This is a genomic window from Sphingomonas echinoides (genome assembly GCF_029623395.1).
Taxonomy (GTDB): domain Bacteria; phylum Pseudomonadota; class Alphaproteobacteria; order Sphingomonadales; family Sphingomonadaceae; genus Sphingomonas; species Sphingomonas echinoides_A.
On the sequence record NZ_JAPYKK010000008.1, the window covers coordinates 93,720 to 108,317 of the forward strand.

General features: G+C 68.1%; 16 protein-coding genes, 1 pseudogene and 1 riboswitch. Of the genes and pseudogenes, 7 read left to right on the forward strand and 10 right to left on the reverse strand.

What is annotated here, in order from left to right:
* Positions 1-132: 132 nt before the first annotated feature.
* Positions 133-2,772, forward strand: a complete 2,640-nt coding sequence (locus tag QBJ92_RS07070; protein ID WP_277968979.1) for a TonB-dependent receptor — start codon at positions 133-135, stop codon at positions 2,770-2,772.
* Positions 2,773-2,832: 60 nt separating this feature from the next.
* Here the strand turns inward: QBJ92_RS07070 and QBJ92_RS07075 are convergent, their stop codons facing one another.
* From QBJ92_RS07075 to QBJ92_RS07110, 8 genes and pseudogenes are all read right to left on the reverse strand, one after another.
* On the reverse strand, positions 2,833-4,179 hold the full coding sequence (locus QBJ92_RS07075; RefSeq protein WP_277968980.1) for a HAMP domain-containing sensor histidine kinase: 1,347 nt from the start codon (positions 4,177-4,179) through the stop codon (positions 2,833-2,835).
* Complete coding sequence (locus QBJ92_RS07080) at positions 4,176-4,853, reverse strand: response regulator transcription factor (protein ID WP_277968981.1); 678 nt, start codon at positions 4,851-4,853, stop codon at positions 4,176-4,178. Before QBJ92_RS07080 ends, QBJ92_RS07075 begins: the two co-directional genes overlap by 4 nt.
* A 92-nt stretch (positions 4,854-4,945) precedes the next feature.
* On the reverse strand, positions 4,946-5,326 hold the full coding sequence (locus QBJ92_RS07085; RefSeq protein ID WP_277968982.1) for a hypothetical protein: 381 nt from the start codon (positions 5,324-5,326) through the stop codon (positions 4,946-4,948).
* A gap of 99 nt (positions 5,327-5,425) precedes the next feature.
* Positions 5,426-5,845 (reverse strand): hypothetical protein, encoded by a 420-nt coding sequence (locus QBJ92_RS07090; RefSeq protein WP_277968983.1) that lies wholly within the window; start codon positions 5,843-5,845, stop codon positions 5,426-5,428.
* A gap of 128 nt (positions 5,846-5,973) precedes the next feature.
* On the reverse strand, positions 5,974-6,738 hold the full coding sequence (gene flgH, locus QBJ92_RS07095; protein ID WP_277968984.1) for a flagellar basal body L-ring protein FlgH: 765 nt from the start codon (positions 6,736-6,738) through the stop codon (positions 5,974-5,976).
* A 49-nt stretch (positions 6,739-6,787) separates the two neighbouring features.
* Positions 6,788-7,252 carry a flagellar basal body P-ring formation chaperone FlgA gene (gene flgA, locus QBJ92_RS07100; RefSeq protein ID WP_277968985.1) on the reverse strand — a complete coding sequence of 155 codons (465 nt, stop codon included), beginning with the start codon at positions 7,250-7,252 and terminating at the stop codon, positions 6,788-6,790.
* A pseudogene (gene flgG, locus QBJ92_RS07105) lies at positions 7,249-8,032 on the reverse strand (flagellar basal-body rod protein FlgG). Before flgG ends, flgA begins: the two are co-directional and overlap by 4 nt.
* Positions 8,033-8,056: 24 nt before the next feature.
* Entirely contained in the window at positions 8,057-8,797 is a 741-nt protein-coding gene (locus QBJ92_RS07110; RefSeq protein WP_277968986.1) for a flagellar hook-basal body protein, read from the reverse strand.
* A 122-nt stretch (positions 8,798-8,919) separates the two neighbouring features.
* Here QBJ92_RS07110 and QBJ92_RS07115 point away from each other — a divergent pair, with 122 nt between their 5' ends.
* The 4 genes from QBJ92_RS07115 to QBJ92_RS07130 are packed head-to-tail and all read left to right on the forward strand — an operon-like array spanning position 8,920 to position 11,388.
* A complete protein-coding gene (locus QBJ92_RS07115) occupies positions 8,920-9,531 on the forward strand; it encodes a flagellar basal body-associated FliL family protein (RefSeq protein WP_277968987.1) in 612 nt (203 codons plus the stop codon).
* On the forward strand, positions 9,528-10,544 hold the full coding sequence (gene fliM / locus QBJ92_RS07120; RefSeq protein ID WP_277968988.1) for a flagellar motor switch protein FliM: 1,017 nt from the start codon (positions 9,528-9,530) through the stop codon (positions 10,542-10,544). The genes QBJ92_RS07115 and fliM overlap by 4 nt, the downstream gene beginning before the upstream one ends.
* Entirely contained in the window at positions 10,541-10,882 is a 342-nt protein-coding gene (locus tag QBJ92_RS07125; protein WP_277968989.1) for a hypothetical protein, read from the forward strand. Before fliM ends, QBJ92_RS07125 begins: the two co-directional genes overlap by 4 nt.
* Positions 10,879-11,388, forward strand: coding sequence for a MotE family protein (locus QBJ92_RS07130; RefSeq protein WP_277968990.1), 510 nt, complete (start codon positions 10,879-10,881; stop codon positions 11,386-11,388). The genes QBJ92_RS07125 and QBJ92_RS07130 overlap by 4 nt, the downstream gene beginning before the upstream one ends.
* Here the strand turns inward: QBJ92_RS07130 and QBJ92_RS07135 are convergent.
* Positions 11,372-11,785, reverse strand: coding sequence for a hypothetical protein (locus QBJ92_RS07135; protein WP_277968991.1), 414 nt, complete (start codon positions 11,783-11,785; stop codon positions 11,372-11,374). The two genes, QBJ92_RS07130 and QBJ92_RS07135, sit on opposite strands and share 17 nt — an antisense overlap.
* Positions 11,786-11,867: 82 nt before the next feature.
* On the opposite strand from QBJ92_RS07135, the gene QBJ92_RS07140 reads away from it, so the two are divergent.
* Together QBJ92_RS07140 and QBJ92_RS07145 are read left to right on the forward strand one after the other, a co-directional pair.
* Positions 11,868-12,107: a hypothetical protein gene (locus QBJ92_RS07140; RefSeq protein WP_277968992.1), complete on the forward strand. Its 240-nt coding sequence runs from the start codon at positions 11,868-11,870 to the stop codon at positions 12,105-12,107.
* Positions 12,104-13,855, forward strand: a complete 1,752-nt coding sequence (locus QBJ92_RS07145; RefSeq protein WP_277968993.1) for an endoglucanase — start codon at positions 12,104-12,106, stop codon at positions 13,853-13,855. Before QBJ92_RS07140 ends, QBJ92_RS07145 begins: the two co-directional genes overlap by 4 nt.
* On the opposite strand, the gene QBJ92_RS07150 is transcribed toward QBJ92_RS07145, so the two are convergent.
* The gene (locus QBJ92_RS07150; protein ID WP_277968994.1) at positions 13,845-14,414 is read right to left on the reverse strand and encodes a manganese efflux pump MntP; all 570 of its coding nucleotides are present in this window, start codon (positions 14,412-14,414) and stop codon (positions 13,845-13,847) included. The two genes, QBJ92_RS07145 and QBJ92_RS07150, sit on opposite strands and share 11 nt — an antisense overlap.
* 80 nt (positions 14,415-14,494) lie before the next feature.
* A riboswitch (yybP-ykoY riboswitch) is annotated at positions 14,495-14,587 on the reverse strand.
* Between the last annotated feature and the right edge of the window lie 11 nt (positions 14,588-14,598).

Here is a 14,598-nt window from a genome sequence, read left to right on the forward strand (position 1 = left end):
CCCCGATTATGACGCGAAAGTGATAGCGCCTAGTCTTGTATGTTACAGTGAGTGTAACATTGATGACCCAATCGCTCTGTAGCGGCGGCTGGACCGGGATGAGCAAAGGCTCAGGGTTCAGGGGAAATCATAATGACCGTTCGATCGCGCCTTCGTTTGCAGCTGCTGCTAGGCGGCACCTTGCTCGCCGTAGCCACTGCACCCGCGGTTGCGCAGACCGCGCCCGCCGCCGATCCGGCACCCGCAGCCACCACGGCTGATGCCGCGGCCCCGATCGCCGCCGACCAGCAGGGTCTCGGCGACATCGTCGTCACCGCGACTCGCCGCGAAACCAACCTGCAGAAGACGCCGATCTCGATCAGCGTGCTGAGCAGCCAGGGAATCACCGATCGCCACGTCCAGAGCCTGTTCAACCTCGCCGACGGATCAATCCCGTCGCTCCGCGTCGCGACCTTCGAGGCGCGCCAGTCGGCGCTGACGATCGGCATCCGCGGGATCGTCCCGTACGACCAGAACCAGACCGCGCGGGATGGCGGCGTCGGCGTCTATATCGACGGCGTCGCGCTCGGAAAGACGCAGGGCCTCAACGCCGCGCTGTTCGACATCGAGCGGATCGAAGTGCTGAAGGGCCCGCAGGGCACGCTGTTCGGCCGCAACACCGAGGGCGGCGCGCTGTCGCTCGTTTCCAAGGCGCCGACCGGCGTCCTCGGCGGTCGCGTGACCGCAGGCGTCGGCAATTACGGCAGCCACAATGCCGACCTGCATCTCGACCTGCCGAGCTTCTACAACATCTCGCTCAAGTTCGATGGTGTGTACCAGCATCAGGATCCGACCGTGAAGGATCCGCTCACGGGGTCGACCGGCTGGAACTATTACGACCGCAAGGGCGGCCGCGCCGCCGCGCGCTGGCAGCCGATCGACGGCTTCACCGCCGACTTCGCTTATGATTATGCGAAGGACGAGAATACCCCGCAGTACAGCCAGCTGATCAACTACAACCCGAACGGCTATGCGGTTGGCGCCTATAACGCGGCCGGCGCCTTGCAGCTCAACGGCGTGAATTGCGGCGGCACCATCCCCGCCGGCAGCACCAAGCCGATCTGTATCGCCCCGAAGGGTCCGCTCGTCGGGGTTCACCCCGAACGCCAGACCGTCGCCGACGTCGGCGTCCCGCAGCAGCCGAGCGTCGACACCACACACGGCTTCTCGGCCAATTTGAAGTACAAGCTCGCACCGTGGATCGAGCTGCGCTCGATCACCGCGTGGCGCGGCGTCGCGACCGACCAGTGGGACAACTCCGGCGGACCGGAGCGGAGCACCTTCGCGCCGTTCGTGCCCAACACCGCCAACCCGACCGCGCTGAACACGACCGGCACGTTCAGCCGCTACAGCCTGTCGTTCCTGCGCCAGCATCAGTTCAGCCAGGAAGTCCAGGCGGTCGGCAGCATTCCGCAGTTCGATTATGTCGTCGGTGGCTATTACTACACCGAGCAGGCGTCCGAATATGCCGCCACGCCGCTGAGCAACCAGTGGAACAGCGACGGCACCGCCTACACCGTCCGGTCACCGATCCCGGGCAATTCTGCGGCCATTTCCGGCGCGAACTCGGGCTATCAGCAGTTTGATCCGTCGTGCAACAACGGGCTGGCAAACACTGCGCCGCAGTTCAAGAACAGCTGCCAGTTCATCACCCGCGCCAGCGCGGCGACGGACCACAACTATTCGGTGTTCGGCAACGTGACCTTCACGCCGGAAGCGCTGAGCGACGTGGTGCACATCACGGCCGGCGGTCGCTGGACGAAGGACGATCGCCACGGCATGCTGTATGTCGTCAACAACCGGACCGACCTGAACCCCGTCACCACGGTCGCCAACAGCACCGCGACGCCGTTCACGTTCAAGAGCAACATCAGCCGCTTCGATCCGATGATCAACATCGCGTTCGATGCGACTCCGGACGTCCACCTCTACGCGAAATACGCAACGGGCTTCCGCGCTGGTGGCGCGAACGACCGCTCGCTCCAGTTCAACGCGTTCGGTCCTGAATCGGTCAAGTCCTACGAAGTCGGCGCGAAGATGGACTTCCTCCAGCATCGCGCACGCCTGAATCTTGCCGGCTACATCATGGATCGCAAGAACACGCAGTTCGACTTCGACTATTTCGATACGAACGGGTCTAGCGTCACCAACGGCAGCCACATCGAGCAGACGGTGAATGCCGGCAACAGCAAGATCCGCGGGATCGAAGCCGATCTGACCGTCAAGCCGTTCCCGGAACTGACGCTGACCGGGTCCTATGCCTACACCTACTGGAAGGCACCGTCGGCGATCAGCCCGCTGGGTGGCGGTCTGCAGCAGTTGTACATCGTCTACACGCCGAACAATGCGGCATCGGGCGCGATCGATTACGTGACCCCGATCCACATTGGCGATGCGAGCGTCCGCCTGCATCTCGACGGCAACTACGCGAGCAGCCAGTACAGCTTCCAGCTCGAGCCGACCAAGACCGACGCGAGCTTTGTGATGAACGGCCGCCTCGCGCTCGCCGACATCTCGATCAACGACCACAACAAGGTCACCGTCGCGGTGTGGGCGCGCAACCTGCTCGACACGACGTACATCTACCGTCGCTCGGCGGCGAACTCGACGCCGGTGCAGAACATCGGGGCCAACGGGCAGCTCGTTTCGACCAACTACGGCGGCATCCTTGGCGATTATGCCAACTTCAACCCGCCGCGCACGTGGGGCCTGGAGCTTTCCGCCAAGTTCTGATCCGACGTAGCGTACCGATCGTGAAGACCCGGCCCGAGCATCCCGCTCGGGCCGGGTTTTTCATGGCTCGATCGGGAGCGCGACGACCGCGCGGAGGCCAGGCGCCGCGTCCTCCAGCCGCAAGCTGCCCCCGTGCAACCGCGCGATCGCGTCGACCAGCGTCAGGCCAAGCCCCTGCCCCGGCCGATCGGACGCGATGTCGAGCCGCCCGAAGCGCAGGATCACGGTTTCGTGCGCTTCGGCGGGAATGCCGGGGCCGTCGTCCGTCACGGCGATCTCGAGCGTGGTCCCGACTCGCTGGACGGACAGCGCGATCCGCGTGCCGCCGGGCGTATGCCGGATCGCATTCTCGACGAGATTGACGACCATCTGCCGGAGCAGATGCACGTCGCCGGACAGCATCGCCGGCCCCGCGGTGGTGACGCTGAACGCGTCGCCCGCATCCTCCGCCACCGGCAGCAGCGTTTCCCCGACGGTGTGCGCGACCTGCGCGACGTCCACCGGGGCAAACCGGCTGCGGCGGTGCCCGCCTTCGATTTCCCACAGCCGCATCAGGCTTGCAAAGATTTCGAGCACCTGATCGGTCTCGGCCAGGATCGCAGCGCTTTCGGCGTGGAGCGGCGTGGCGGCGGCGTGCCGCTCGAGCGCGGCGACCCGCGTATGCAGGCGCGCGAGCGGGCTCTTCAATTCATGCGCCACGTCGCGCGCGGCATGGCGGACGTTCGCCATCAATGCGTCGATGCGGTCGAGCATCGCGTTGAAGGCAGATGCCTGGCGGTCGAATTCGTTGCGCGACCCATCCACCGGGACGCGGCTCGACAGATTGCCCGCCATTACCGCGTCGACCGTCGTCTGCATCGCCCGCAACCGGCGGCTGACTTCCCACACGATCGCCCCCGCGCCCCCGGCGAACAGCAGCACCGCGATGATCAAGCCAACGAGTTGCGCTTTGAACAACCGGGCATCGAACGCGGCGACGACATCATTGTCCGACGCGATGACCAGCGTCGCACCTTCCGCGACGCGCCGGACGAGCGCGCGCCCGTGCGTGACGCCGTCGACATCGGCGCTGTCGCCGAAATCCGAATAGCCCGCTGGCGGCAGGGTGCCGAGATCGAGGTTGCCCGCAACCCGCCGCCCGGTGCGATCCTGCAGCAGGAACAGCAGGTCGGCGCTTTCGTGCGCGTGGCGCTTCGCCGCGATCCGCGCCGCCATCGTCGCGACCGATCCCGCGCGAGGTTCGCCGATCACCTCCTGCGCTTCCTGCGCGAGCCGGCGATCGACCTCGCGGTTGAGCGCATCGTGGACGATGACGTAATTCGCGCCCCGAACCGCGAGCAGCACCACGACGATCACGCTCACATACAGCAGCATGATCGCGCGGAGCGACCGCGGCCGGAAGCTCATCCCTGGTCGACGATCATATAGCCGACCCCGCGGATCGTCGTGATCGGGTCGGCTTCGCCGTTCGCGCAGAGTTGCGCACGGACTCGGCGAATGTAGGATTCGACGATGTTGGTGGCGGGTTCGAAATCATAGTCCCACACCGTGCGGTAGAACATCTGCCGCGTGACGACGCTGTTCTTGTTCCGGATCAGTTCGCACAGCATCTGGAATTCGAGCTTGGGCAAGGTGAGCACCCGCCCGTTGCGCACCGCGCGATGCTTGACCTCGTTCACCTCGATGTCGCCCGCGCGCATCACGCCGCCATCGTTGGCGCGGGCGGTGCGGCGCTGGATCGCCTTGATCCGCGCCTCGATCTCGACCGGGGCGGCGGGTTTGACGAGATAATCGTCCGCGCCCGCGTCCAGCCCGACCAGCCGCTGATCGAGATCGCCGAGCGCGGTAAGCATCACGATCGGAACCGACACGCCGCGGTCGCGCAACGCGCGCGCGACACCGATGCCGTCGACATGCGGGAGCATCACGTCGAGCAGGACGGCGTCGAACTGATCCGCGGTCGCTTGCAGCAACGCCGCGCGCCCGTCCGGCGCAACGACGCTGTCGTGCCCCAGGTCGGCCAGGTCGCTGACCAGCAGCCGAGCCGTACGGGCATCGTCTTCGACGACCAGAAGGCGCATGTTCGATGGTTCCCTGACGCTACGTCGCTCGCGCGCCAGCCATCGGCGTTTCCGGTTCGACTTACAAACCGAATGTCACGGGAGAGGCGGATTTAGCGCAGCGCGCGCGGGCGTGGCTTTGCGTCGACGCCGCGCTCGATCGTCACGGTGTCGGGCAGACCGGGGATCAGGTCGATCCAGAAGTCGTCCGGCTCGCATCCCGGCACTGGAATCGTCCGCAGGAAGGCAGACGGATCGCACATAACGGCGAGACAGTCCGCGAGCGAAGGGGCGTCTGGGGGACCTATCGTCTCGTGGACCATCTCGTCGGTCGTCTCACCGCCCGCCAAGAGACGCGTCCGCGCCGCCGACCATAACGCCACTTCGTCGTGCAACACGAACGTCAGGGTAACGCGAAACTCAGGTTGGGGGCTTAGGCCGGCCTGGATTCCGTCGCGAACACCGGCGAACGTCTCTCGGTCAAAAACGTACATTGGTACATCCTCGCGGAACAGGCCGTTGAACGACGCAATCATTGTAATAAAATCGAGATGCCTTTGCCATATAGCAGAAATACAGGGATGAAGCGGCGGCTATTGTAGCGCGTAGCGCCGCAGATTTGCCGGATCCGCGCGCGCGTGCGCCAGGATCAGGCAAAGCTCGGCGAACAACCGGTCCCACACCGTACAGGGAATCGACAGGGGTGTTTCCGACCGATGCGTATCGATGACGATCCGGCTCACCGGATCGACTTCGAGCCGCAGGGTCGCACTCCACGTGCCGAGGATCCGTTCATCCGGCAGCACCCCCGGCACCGCGAGCCGCGCCGACATCAGGAAGCCCCACAGAACTTCGGTGCCGTACAGGTCGAGCGTGGCATAGGGCTGTCCGGCAAGATCGGGGCGCTGCACGACGACCCGCGCGCCCGCCGCATGGCGTTCGGCGCACAACCGCAACCGCAGCCCTAGCGCATCGATGATTTCGCGGACTCGGGGAAGGCCATCGTGGTGCATGCCCTCATCTTAAGCCGCCGCCGCCGGGTTCGGGCGCAGGTCGGCAGGTAAATGCCGCAAAACGGGCAACGGGCACGCGCAGATCTGCGCGTGCCCGCCGAAAATGCCGATCGCCAAAGGGACCGTCGTCAGAACGGGAAAAGCGCATCGTAAATCTGCTGCCCCCAGCGCGCCTGCTGCGCATCGGACAATTGGCCGCGCCCGCCGTAGCTGATCCGCGCCTCGGCGATTTGCGAATGGAGCACCGAATTGTCACGCGCAATGTCCTGCGGGCGGACGAAACCGGTGACGATCAGCTCGCGCAGCTCGTTGTTGACGCGCACTTCCTGTCGGCCGCGAACACTGAGATTGCCGTTGGGCAGGACATCTGTGACGATCGCGGACATCGTCATGTTGATCGTCTCGGACCGGCTGATGTTGCCGCCGCCCGCGGATTGCGACTTGCTGTTGGTGCTGGCGAGGTTGGTCGGATCGATGCTCTTGGGCAGCAGCTTCTGCAGGCCGAGCAGGCTGCCGACGCTGGCGTTCTCGGATCCGGTGCGGTTGCGCGTGGTGTTGTTGCCGACCTCGGCCTTGTCCGCGATGTTGATACGGATCGTCAGGATGTCACCGGTCCGCGTCGCGCGCTGATCGGCCAGGAACGCGGCGGCGCCTGCGCGGAACAGCGAGGCAGTAACTGGCCCGGCGGGGGTGGCGGCGTACGCCATTCCGGGCGTCCGCGCTTCACGCCGGAGCGTCGCGCCCGCCTGGCCGAGCGAGCGCTCGGTCGCGACGGTTTCCGTGACGTGCGTCGGCGACAGCTTTGGCGCCTTGCCGATCGTCTGCAGCCGCCCGACCGCGCCGCAGCCCGACAGCAGCAACGCGCCGCCTGTCACTATAAGGATCGTCTTCATTGCGTATGTCCCCTGTGGATTGGATTTCGAGGCAGCGCCCCCACGCGACTTACGGACCGACCAGCACCAGCCCGCTCGCCGCCGCGACGCCGTCCAGCGTTCGCGCGGTGGAGGCGGCGACGACGCGAACCGGCTCGCCCGAGCCCGCGCTGGCGAGCGCGCGGCCGCTGGTGGTGATCAGCAGCCCGCGGCTGCGATAGGCGATCAGGACGGGCTCGCCGCGCCGGACGAGACGCGGCGTCACCACGTCGGTGATCCGCACGACGCTGCCGGGTGCGAGCCCGCGGCTTGTTTCCTTGCCGATCGCGTCGGTGGGCTGGAGCGCGCCGCGCGCCTGACCCAGCGCACGATCTTCGTAGATAAAGTCCTCTGCGGAGAGGATCGTCCCCTGCGAGACCGGATGCGCCAGCACCGCGACCTGGACCATCGCGGGCCGCATCGTGGGCGTCACGCCCTGCCCCGCGACCGGACTTGCGACCGCACCCAGCAGCAGGAACGCGATCCGCGCGCTCATCGCAGCTGGCTCGTCGTCGCGAGCATCTCGTCCGCGGTCTTCACGACGCGGCTGTTCATCTCATAGGCGCGCTGCGCGGTGATCAACGCGGTGATCTCGGACACCGGATTGACGTTCGACGCCTCGATGAAGCCCTGCTGGATCGTCCCGAACCCCGGCTCGCCCGGATTGGCGAGCGTCGCCTGCCCGGACGAGGCGGTTTCGAGGAACATGTTCCCGCCCTGCGCCTCGAGCCCGCCTTCGTTGACGAAGGTCGCGAGCTGCAACTGTCCCACGGTCTGCAGATCAGGCTGGCCTGCGAGTTTCACCTGCACCAGCCCGGTCTTGGACACGCTGACGTCGACCGCCTCGGGCGGCACGGTGATCCCCGGCTCGACCGGCAAGCCGTCCGCGGTCACGAGCTGCCCCTGGTCGGAGACCTGGAACGAGCCGTCGCGGGTGTAGCCGGTCTCGCCCGAGGGCAAGGTGACGGGGGAAATAGCCGCGCCCCTGCACCGCCACGTCATAACGATTGTCGGTCTGCGTCAGCGCGCCTTGCGTCGCGATGCGGTACACGCCGCCCGTTTTGACGCCCGCGCCGATCTGGATCCCGGTCGGCACGCGATTGTCGCCGCCCGCCGCCGCGCCGGGGCGCGACACCTGCTCGTACAGCAGGTCCTGGAATTCGGCACGCTGCCGCTTGAACGCCGTCGTGTTCATGTTGGCGATGTTGTTCGAGATGACATCGACGTTGGTCTGCTGCGCGAGCATTCCGGTGCCGGCAATCGATAGGGAACGCATACAGGTCTCCTGGGTGGAAAGGGGTCAGCCGAAGCGGCCGAGCTTGTCGATCGCGGCCTTGCGCATGTCGCCGATCGCCTCGCTCATCTTCATGCTGGTCTGATAGGCGCGCAGGATCTCGACCATGTTGGTCGTCTCGACGATCGGCTGGACGTTCGACCCTTCGATCCCGCCGCTGCGCAGCTTCGTCTCGGCGGCGGACAGCGCGCGCCCGCCGGTCGCGGTGAACAGCCCGTCGCCGCGCGGATCGACGCCGGCCTCATTATCGAACACGGTCACCTCGATCCGCCCGAGCGCCCCGGCCGCTCCGCTGACCGTCCCGTCCGGCCCGATGCTGAGCTTGCCGAGCTGATCGGGCGGGATCGCGATCGGTCGCCCGCCCTCGCCGCGCACCGGCAGTCCGCCCGCGGTCACCAGCGATCCGTCGTCGCCGACCTTGAGATAGCCCGCGCGGGTATAAGCGGTGGTGCCGTCGGACGCGTCGACCGCGAGATAGCCGGGGCCGTCGATCATCACGTCGATCGGGTTGCCGGTCGGCTGGAACCCGCCCTGCGCGGTGTCGTGGACCGCGCCCAGGTCGAGCACGAGCGAAGTCGTGCGGACCGGGTCCTGCGGCTCGCCGGTCTTCTCGACATATTCGCGGAACACCGGGTCCTCACGCTTGAACCCGGCGGTCGAGACGTTGGCGAGGTTGTTCGCCGCGACGTCCATCCGGCGGCGCAGCGCCTGTTCGTGGCTCAGCAATACGGTCGAGGATATGTCCACCCGGTCGTCCTTCGGGAAAGTCGCTTTTTTCCGCGCTAGGCAAAAACTGCCCGGCGGCGCTCCTATAATAGGCGGGAATTGCCGGGGGCGGTCGCCGCCACGACACCACAGGGGACGCATTCATGAGCAAACCGGAGCCAGCGACCAAGGCCGGGGACGACGCGGCAAGTGCCATCGTCGAAGGGGGACCCGACGCCCCCGCACCCGCCGCGGGGAAGCGCAAGAAGCTGATCCTGTTCGGCGCGATCGGCGCGGTGCTGCTGCTCGGCGGCGGGGGCGGCGCGTGGATGGTCTTGGGCAGCAGCGCCAAACCCGCGACCGAGGCAAATGCCGAAGGCGGTCACGAAGCTCCGGCCAAAGCCGAGCATGGTGGCGGCGCGGAAGGCGGCGCGGAAGGCGGCGGGGACCATGGTGGCGGCGAGAAAGAGGGCGAGGCGTTCGTCGACGTGCCCGCGATGGTCGTCAACCTGCGCAGCGCCGACGGATCGGCGCGCTTCCTCAAGGTGCATTTTGCATTGGTCCCCGGGGAGGGCATGACTGCCGAACAGATCACCGCCAAACTGCCGCTGCTGCTCGATGCCTATCAGCCGTTCCTGCGCGAGCTGCGCCCCGACGATCTCGCCGGGTCGGCGGCGGTGTTCCGCGTGAAGGAGGAGATGGTCGTACGCGCGCACCAGACGCTGGGCGATGGCGCGGTCAAGGACGTGTTGCTTCAGGACCTGATCCAGCAATGAGCATCGAACTCGAAGATTTCGACCTGCCCGAGCCGCCCGTCGCGCTGTTCGACGGCGACGCGACGCTGGGGCAGGCGGACATCGATGCGCTGTTCGGCGACATGGGGACGCCGATCGACCCCAAGCAGGGCCTGCGCGCGGTCATCGAGTCCGACGTCATCAGCCACGAACGGCTGCCGATGCTGGAGGTGGTGTTCGACCGGATGGTGCGGATCTTCGCGACGTCGATGCGCAACCTTACCTCAGACGCGATCGACGTCAGCCTGGAAGAGGTCAATTCGATCCGCTTCGGCGACTTCCTCAACCATGTCGCGCTGCCCGCGATGATCGGCGTGTTCCGGATCGAGGAATGGGAGAATTACGGGCTGGTCACGGTGGATTCGGGGCTGATCTATTCGGTGGTCGATGCGCTGCTCGGCGGGCGGCGTGGCGGGGCGACGGTGCTGATCGACGGGCGCGGCTTCACCACGATCGAAACCGACCTGGTCGCGCGGATGCTGCGCACGGTGCTGGCGGACATGAGCAGCGCGCTCGCGCCGATCACCGCCAACACGATGGCGCTGGAGCGGATCGAGACCAGCCCACGCTTCGCGACGATCGCGGGATCGACCAACATCTGCGCGGTCGCGACCTTCCGCGTCGACATGGACGACCGCGGCGGACGGTTCAGCATCCTGCTCCCCTACGCCACGATCGAGCCGGTCAAGCATCTGCTCGGCCAGCGCTTCATGGGCGAAAAGCTCGGCCGTGACGGGATCTGGGAGCCGCATATGGCGGACGAGGTCCGCAAGACCAAGGTGAGCGTCGACGTCGTGCTGGGCGAGCGGATGCTCCCACTCGAGACCGTCCGCGATTTCGCGGTCGGCCAGACGATCCCGCTCCACCGCGGGCCGGATGATCCGCTCGACGTGCAATGCGGCGGCGTCACGCTCGGCCGCGCGCAAATCGGGCAGCGCTCCAACAACATCGCGGTCCGGATGATGACCGACATAGCCAGGGGACCACGACCATGAGCTTCGCAACGATCGCCAACCTGCTGACGATGGCGCTGTGCATCGCGGTGCTGGTGCAGAGCCAGCGCGTCAAGCGCGCGCTCGATACGATCCGGCACGGGGACCTGGGGCAAGTCGTCACCGCGCTCGACCAGTCGACGGTCCAGGCGCGGATCGTCCTGTCGGAGCTGAAGGGCACGCTCGCGGTTGGCAGCGGGCAAGCCGCCGCCGCCGCCGAGGCGCGCGGGGTGCTCGACGAATTGCGCGTGATGATCGACATCGCCGACGCCAGCGCCGAGCGGCTGGTCGCCGCCGCCTCCGCCAACCGCGCGGTCGACCTGTCGGAGGACGCGCTGTGACGATCCGGATTCCGTTGCTGTCGCTTACCACCGCGATGGCGGGGATCGCCGCGATTGGCAATGCGGTCGCCGCCGCGACGCCGGCGCCCTCGACCCCCGACAGTCGCCTCGGCCTGTCGGTCCAGCAGGATCTGGCGACGCGCGACCGGCAGGCCGCGAGCCGCCAGCAGGCGCTCGACCTGCGCGAACAGGCGGTGCGTGCGAGCGCCGCGCGGATCAAGGCGGAGCTTGAGGCGAGCCGCGCTGCCACCACCATGGCGGGGCCGGCGACCGCGCAGGACGCTGCCCCGGACAGTTATACCGATCTCGCGAGCATCTATCAGGCGATGAAACCCGCCAAGGCGGCGGTGGTGTTCGAACAGCTCGATCTCGACGTGCAATTGAAGGTCGCGCGCAAGATGCGCGAGCGCTCGACGGGGATGATGCTCGCGGCGATGACCCCCAAGGGCGCGGCGCGGCTGACGATGGCGCTCGCGCGGGCGCCGCGCGCTACTGGCGCGCGCTGACGTCGAGGATCAGGACCTTGCGGACGTGCGGGTCGACCGTCCGCGCCGCATCGGTAAGCGTGCGCGACAGTAACGCCGCATCGATCGGCGCGAACGCGGACACATGCAGCCGCGCGAATTCCAGCCCCGCCGACAATACCGCATCGCGAAACACCGGCGCGCGCGCCGCCGCCCCCGCGCCGTGCGCCGGATCGGCATAATCGAGCGCGGCCTGGACGCGCAGCGTTCCCGCGAAGCGCCCGCCATCGAGGATGGGCACGCGCAGATCCGCGACCGGGACGACCGACGCCGCCCCGCCGCCTTCGTTGGCGGAGGCGGGGGCGGACGCGAGGCCCGACACGGACGCCAGCGCCAGCAACGGTGCCGCCACTGCGAGGATAAGACGATGTCGGCGCATGGCGGAGTCTCCCCGGGCGCGCCAACCGCGGCGGGGCCCTTGCGTCTATAGTAGAGGCTCCGGACACCAGACGGATTTCGCAATGAGCCACGACCAGAAACCGGCGCGCGTTCGCGTCGTCACCGACCCTCGGGCACGCGCTGCCAGCGCAGACGGCGACGACGGTGCCGCGTCTGCGGTTGCTGCCGTAAGCGCGGGGTCGGAGGGGACAGGTAGCGCACCTGCCGCAACCGGAGGCGCACGCGGGATGCTTGTGCTTGGTGGGCTGTTCGTCGTTGCTGCCGGGGTCGGCGGCGCGTGTGCGGCGGTGTTTCTGCCATGACGCGCGCGCGCTTTTCGATGCTCGCGGCGGCGCTCGCGTTGACGGGGGCCGCACCGCTCCCCGCGCCCGATCCGGCGACGCCGACTGCCGTGCCGCAGCGGACACTGGCGTTTGCCGCGATCCTTGCGGAAAGCCCGCTCCCGGCGCGCGACGGGCGGTGGCCGAGCCTTTCCGATTCCGCCGCCTGGCACGCGATCGCGCAGGCGACGCCGCAGACGCGCCAAGACGCGCGCTGGGCGCTGGCGCAAAGTCTGATCGCGCGCGCGCGGATGGCGGACGCGACGGGCGTGCTCGACACGATGCGCGCGGACGACCCTGCGCTGGCGCTGACCGCGGCGTGGCAGCTTGCCAACGGCGTCACGCTCACCGCACTGGATCGCCCGGCCGAGGCGCTGCGCGCGCTCGACACGCCGCTGCTCGATACGCATCCCGAAGCGTGTGCGTGGCGCGTGCGCGCCGCGGTTGCGATTCATGACGTCGCGGGTGCCACGCGCGCGATGCAGTGCGCGCTCCCCGCGATTACCGGGCGACCGCGCGCGGCGCAGCGCCCGTTCCTGCTCGCCTGCGCGGACGTCGCGCTGGCGAGCGGGCACCCGGGTGACGTCGCGCGAATGCTCGCCGCGCTCGGCGATCCCGACCCCGCCGCCAACCTGCGCCGGGCGCACGCCGCGCGCGCGCTCGGCGACGGGGCAGGCGCGCGGCTGCTACTCCAACGCGTCGAGATCGGCGGGACGCCCGCCGAGCGCGCCGAAGCCACGGTCGCGCTGATCGAGGATCGCTTTGCGACGGGCGACCTCGATCCGACGGCGGCGGACCACGCGCTCGCCAAGGTTGCGTTCTGGCGCGGCGGTGCGGTCGAGCGGCAAGCGCTGTCGCTCCGCTGGCGGATCGCGGACGCGCGCCACGATCCGCGCGCCGCGCTCGCGGCGGGGGCGACGCTGTTCCGCTATTTCGATCTTGGCGACCAGACCGCCCCGACCCTGCTACGCCTGCAAAAAACCTTGAGCGAAACCATCGACACCGCGGCGGAGGACCGGATCGGGGTCGCGGCGGGGGTGTTCTGGGATTACCGTGATCTCCTGCCCGGTGGCGGCGAGGGCGAGACGATCGCCGCGCGGCTCGCCGACCGGCTGGCGCACGCGGGGCTCTATGCGCGCGCGGCGGATCTGTTGCGGTTCCTGCTCGATCGCAGACCCGCCGATGCGGCGACCGGCCCGCTGTCGATTCGGGTCGCCGAACTCGACCTGCTTGCCGACGCGCCCGAACGGTCGTTGCGGACGCTCCGCGCGGGGCAGGCGATCGCCTTCCCGGACGACATCCGCGCGCGTCGCCGCACGATCGAAGCCGCCGCGCTGTACCGGCTGGGCAAGGTGCCCGAGGCGTTGGCGCTGCTCGACGGGGCGCCGGGGAGCGCCGCGTTGCGCAACGACATCCTGTGGCAGAAGCGCGACTGGGCGGGGTTCGCCGCCGGCAACGCCGCCGCGCTGCCCGCGTCGCGCCCGCTCAACGCGGCGGACCAGACGGCGGTGTTGCGGCAGGCGGTTGCGTTGTCGCGAACCGGGAATCGCGCCGCGCTGGCCGGGCTGCGCGCGCGCTACGGGGCGGGTTTCGCCGGGTTGCCGTCGCACGATGCGTTCGACTTCCTGACCGCACCCGCCGCGACGCTCGATCCCGCCAAGGCGGATAAGGCGTTCGCCAAGCTCGCTTCGCTCGATGCACCGCTGCCCCTGGCCGAGCTCATACGCTGAGGTGCTGGTACAGGATCGACCCGCCGATCACGACCAGCACGACCCCGCCGAGAATCCCCGCGTAGCGCCCGAGATACGGGCCGACGTGCCGCCCGAGCAGCATGCCCGTGGTGGCGAGCACGGTCGTGATCCCGCCGATGACGAGACATGCGACCCACAGGTTGACGTCCATCAGCGCGAGCGAAATCCCAACCGCGGCGGCATCGATGCTCGTCGCGATCGCGGTGACCGCGAGCCGCCAGAAGCCGAGGGCACCCGTCGTCTCGAGCGCGGGGGCATCGTCCTGGCCGAGCGCCTCGCGGATCATGTACGCGCCGACCGCGAGCAACAGGCCGAACGCGACCCAGTGATCGTAATCCGCGATCCAGTCGTTGAGGAGGAACCCTAGAAAATAGCCGATCGCGGGGGTCAGCGCTTCGAAGAAGCCGAACACCGCGCCAACGCGCATCGCGTCCCACCAGCGGCTCTTCTGTTCGGACGCGCCCTTGCCGAGCGCCGCTGCGAACGCATCGACCGACAGGCTCGCTCCAAGCGCGCCGAGCGTCAGAATTCCAGGCATCGATGATCCTTCGGGCCAGATACCAGATGACTCGCGGACCCCGGGCCACGGAACGGGGGAGCGCGGTCATTGGTCTTGCCGGGCAAACGCGCGGTTTGCTGCCATCGCCATGCCCCGGACGGAGCAAGCATGTTGACGATGGCCCCGCGATCGCGCGGGTGGCTACTCCCCAAGAGCGAGGCTG

Excerpts from the sequence above, each read along its gene's own strand:
- QBJ92_RS07075 (WP_277968980.1), bottom strand. The coding sequence starts at position 4,179 with ATGAGCTTCCGGCCGCGGTCGCTCCGCGCGATCATGCTGCTGTATGTG.
- flgA (WP_277968985.1), bottom strand. The coding sequence starts at position 7,252 with ATGAGCGCGCGGATCGCGTTCCTGCTGCTGGGTGCGGTCGCAAGTCCG.
- fliM (WP_277968988.1), top strand. The coding sequence starts at position 9,528 with ATGAGCATCGAACTCGAAGATTTCGACCTGCCCGAGCCGCCCGTCGCG.
- QBJ92_RS07115 (WP_277968987.1), top strand. The coding sequence starts at position 8,920 with ATGAGCAAACCGGAGCCAGCGACCAAGGCCGGGGACGACGCGGCAAGT.
- QBJ92_RS07085 (WP_277968982.1), bottom strand. The coding sequence starts at position 5,326 with ATGTACGTTTTTGACCGAGAGACGTTCGCCGGTGTTCGCGACGGAATC.
- QBJ92_RS07150 (WP_277968994.1), bottom strand. The coding sequence starts at position 14,414 with ATGCCTGGAATTCTGACGCTCGGCGCGCTTGGAGCGAGCCTGTCGGTC.
- QBJ92_RS07090 (WP_277968983.1), bottom strand. The coding sequence starts at position 5,845 with ATGCACCACGATGGCCTTCCCCGAGTCCGCGAAATCATCGATGCGCTA.
- QBJ92_RS07140 (WP_277968992.1), top strand. The coding sequence starts at position 11,868 with ATGAGCCACGACCAGAAACCGGCGCGCGTTCGCGTCGTCACCGACCCT.
- flgH (WP_277968984.1), bottom strand. The coding sequence starts at position 6,738 with ATGAAGACGATCCTTATAGTGACAGGCGGCGCGTTGCTGCTGTCGGGC.
- QBJ92_RS07145 (WP_277968993.1), top strand. The coding sequence starts at position 12,104 with ATGACGCGCGCGCGCTTTTCGATGCTCGCGGCGGCGCTCGCGTTGACG.
- QBJ92_RS07135 (WP_277968991.1), bottom strand. The coding sequence starts at position 11,785 with ATGCGCCGACATCGTCTTATCCTCGCAGTGGCGGCACCGTTGCTGGCG.
- QBJ92_RS07080 (WP_277968981.1), bottom strand. The coding sequence starts at position 4,853 with ATGCGCCTTCTGGTCGTCGAAGACGATGCCCGTACGGCTCGGCTGCTG.
- QBJ92_RS07070 (WP_277968979.1), top strand. The coding sequence starts at position 133 with ATGACCGTTCGATCGCGCCTTCGTTTGCAGCTGCTGCTAGGCGGCACC.
- QBJ92_RS07125 (WP_277968989.1), top strand. The coding sequence starts at position 10,541 with ATGAGCTTCGCAACGATCGCCAACCTGCTGACGATGGCGCTGTGCATC.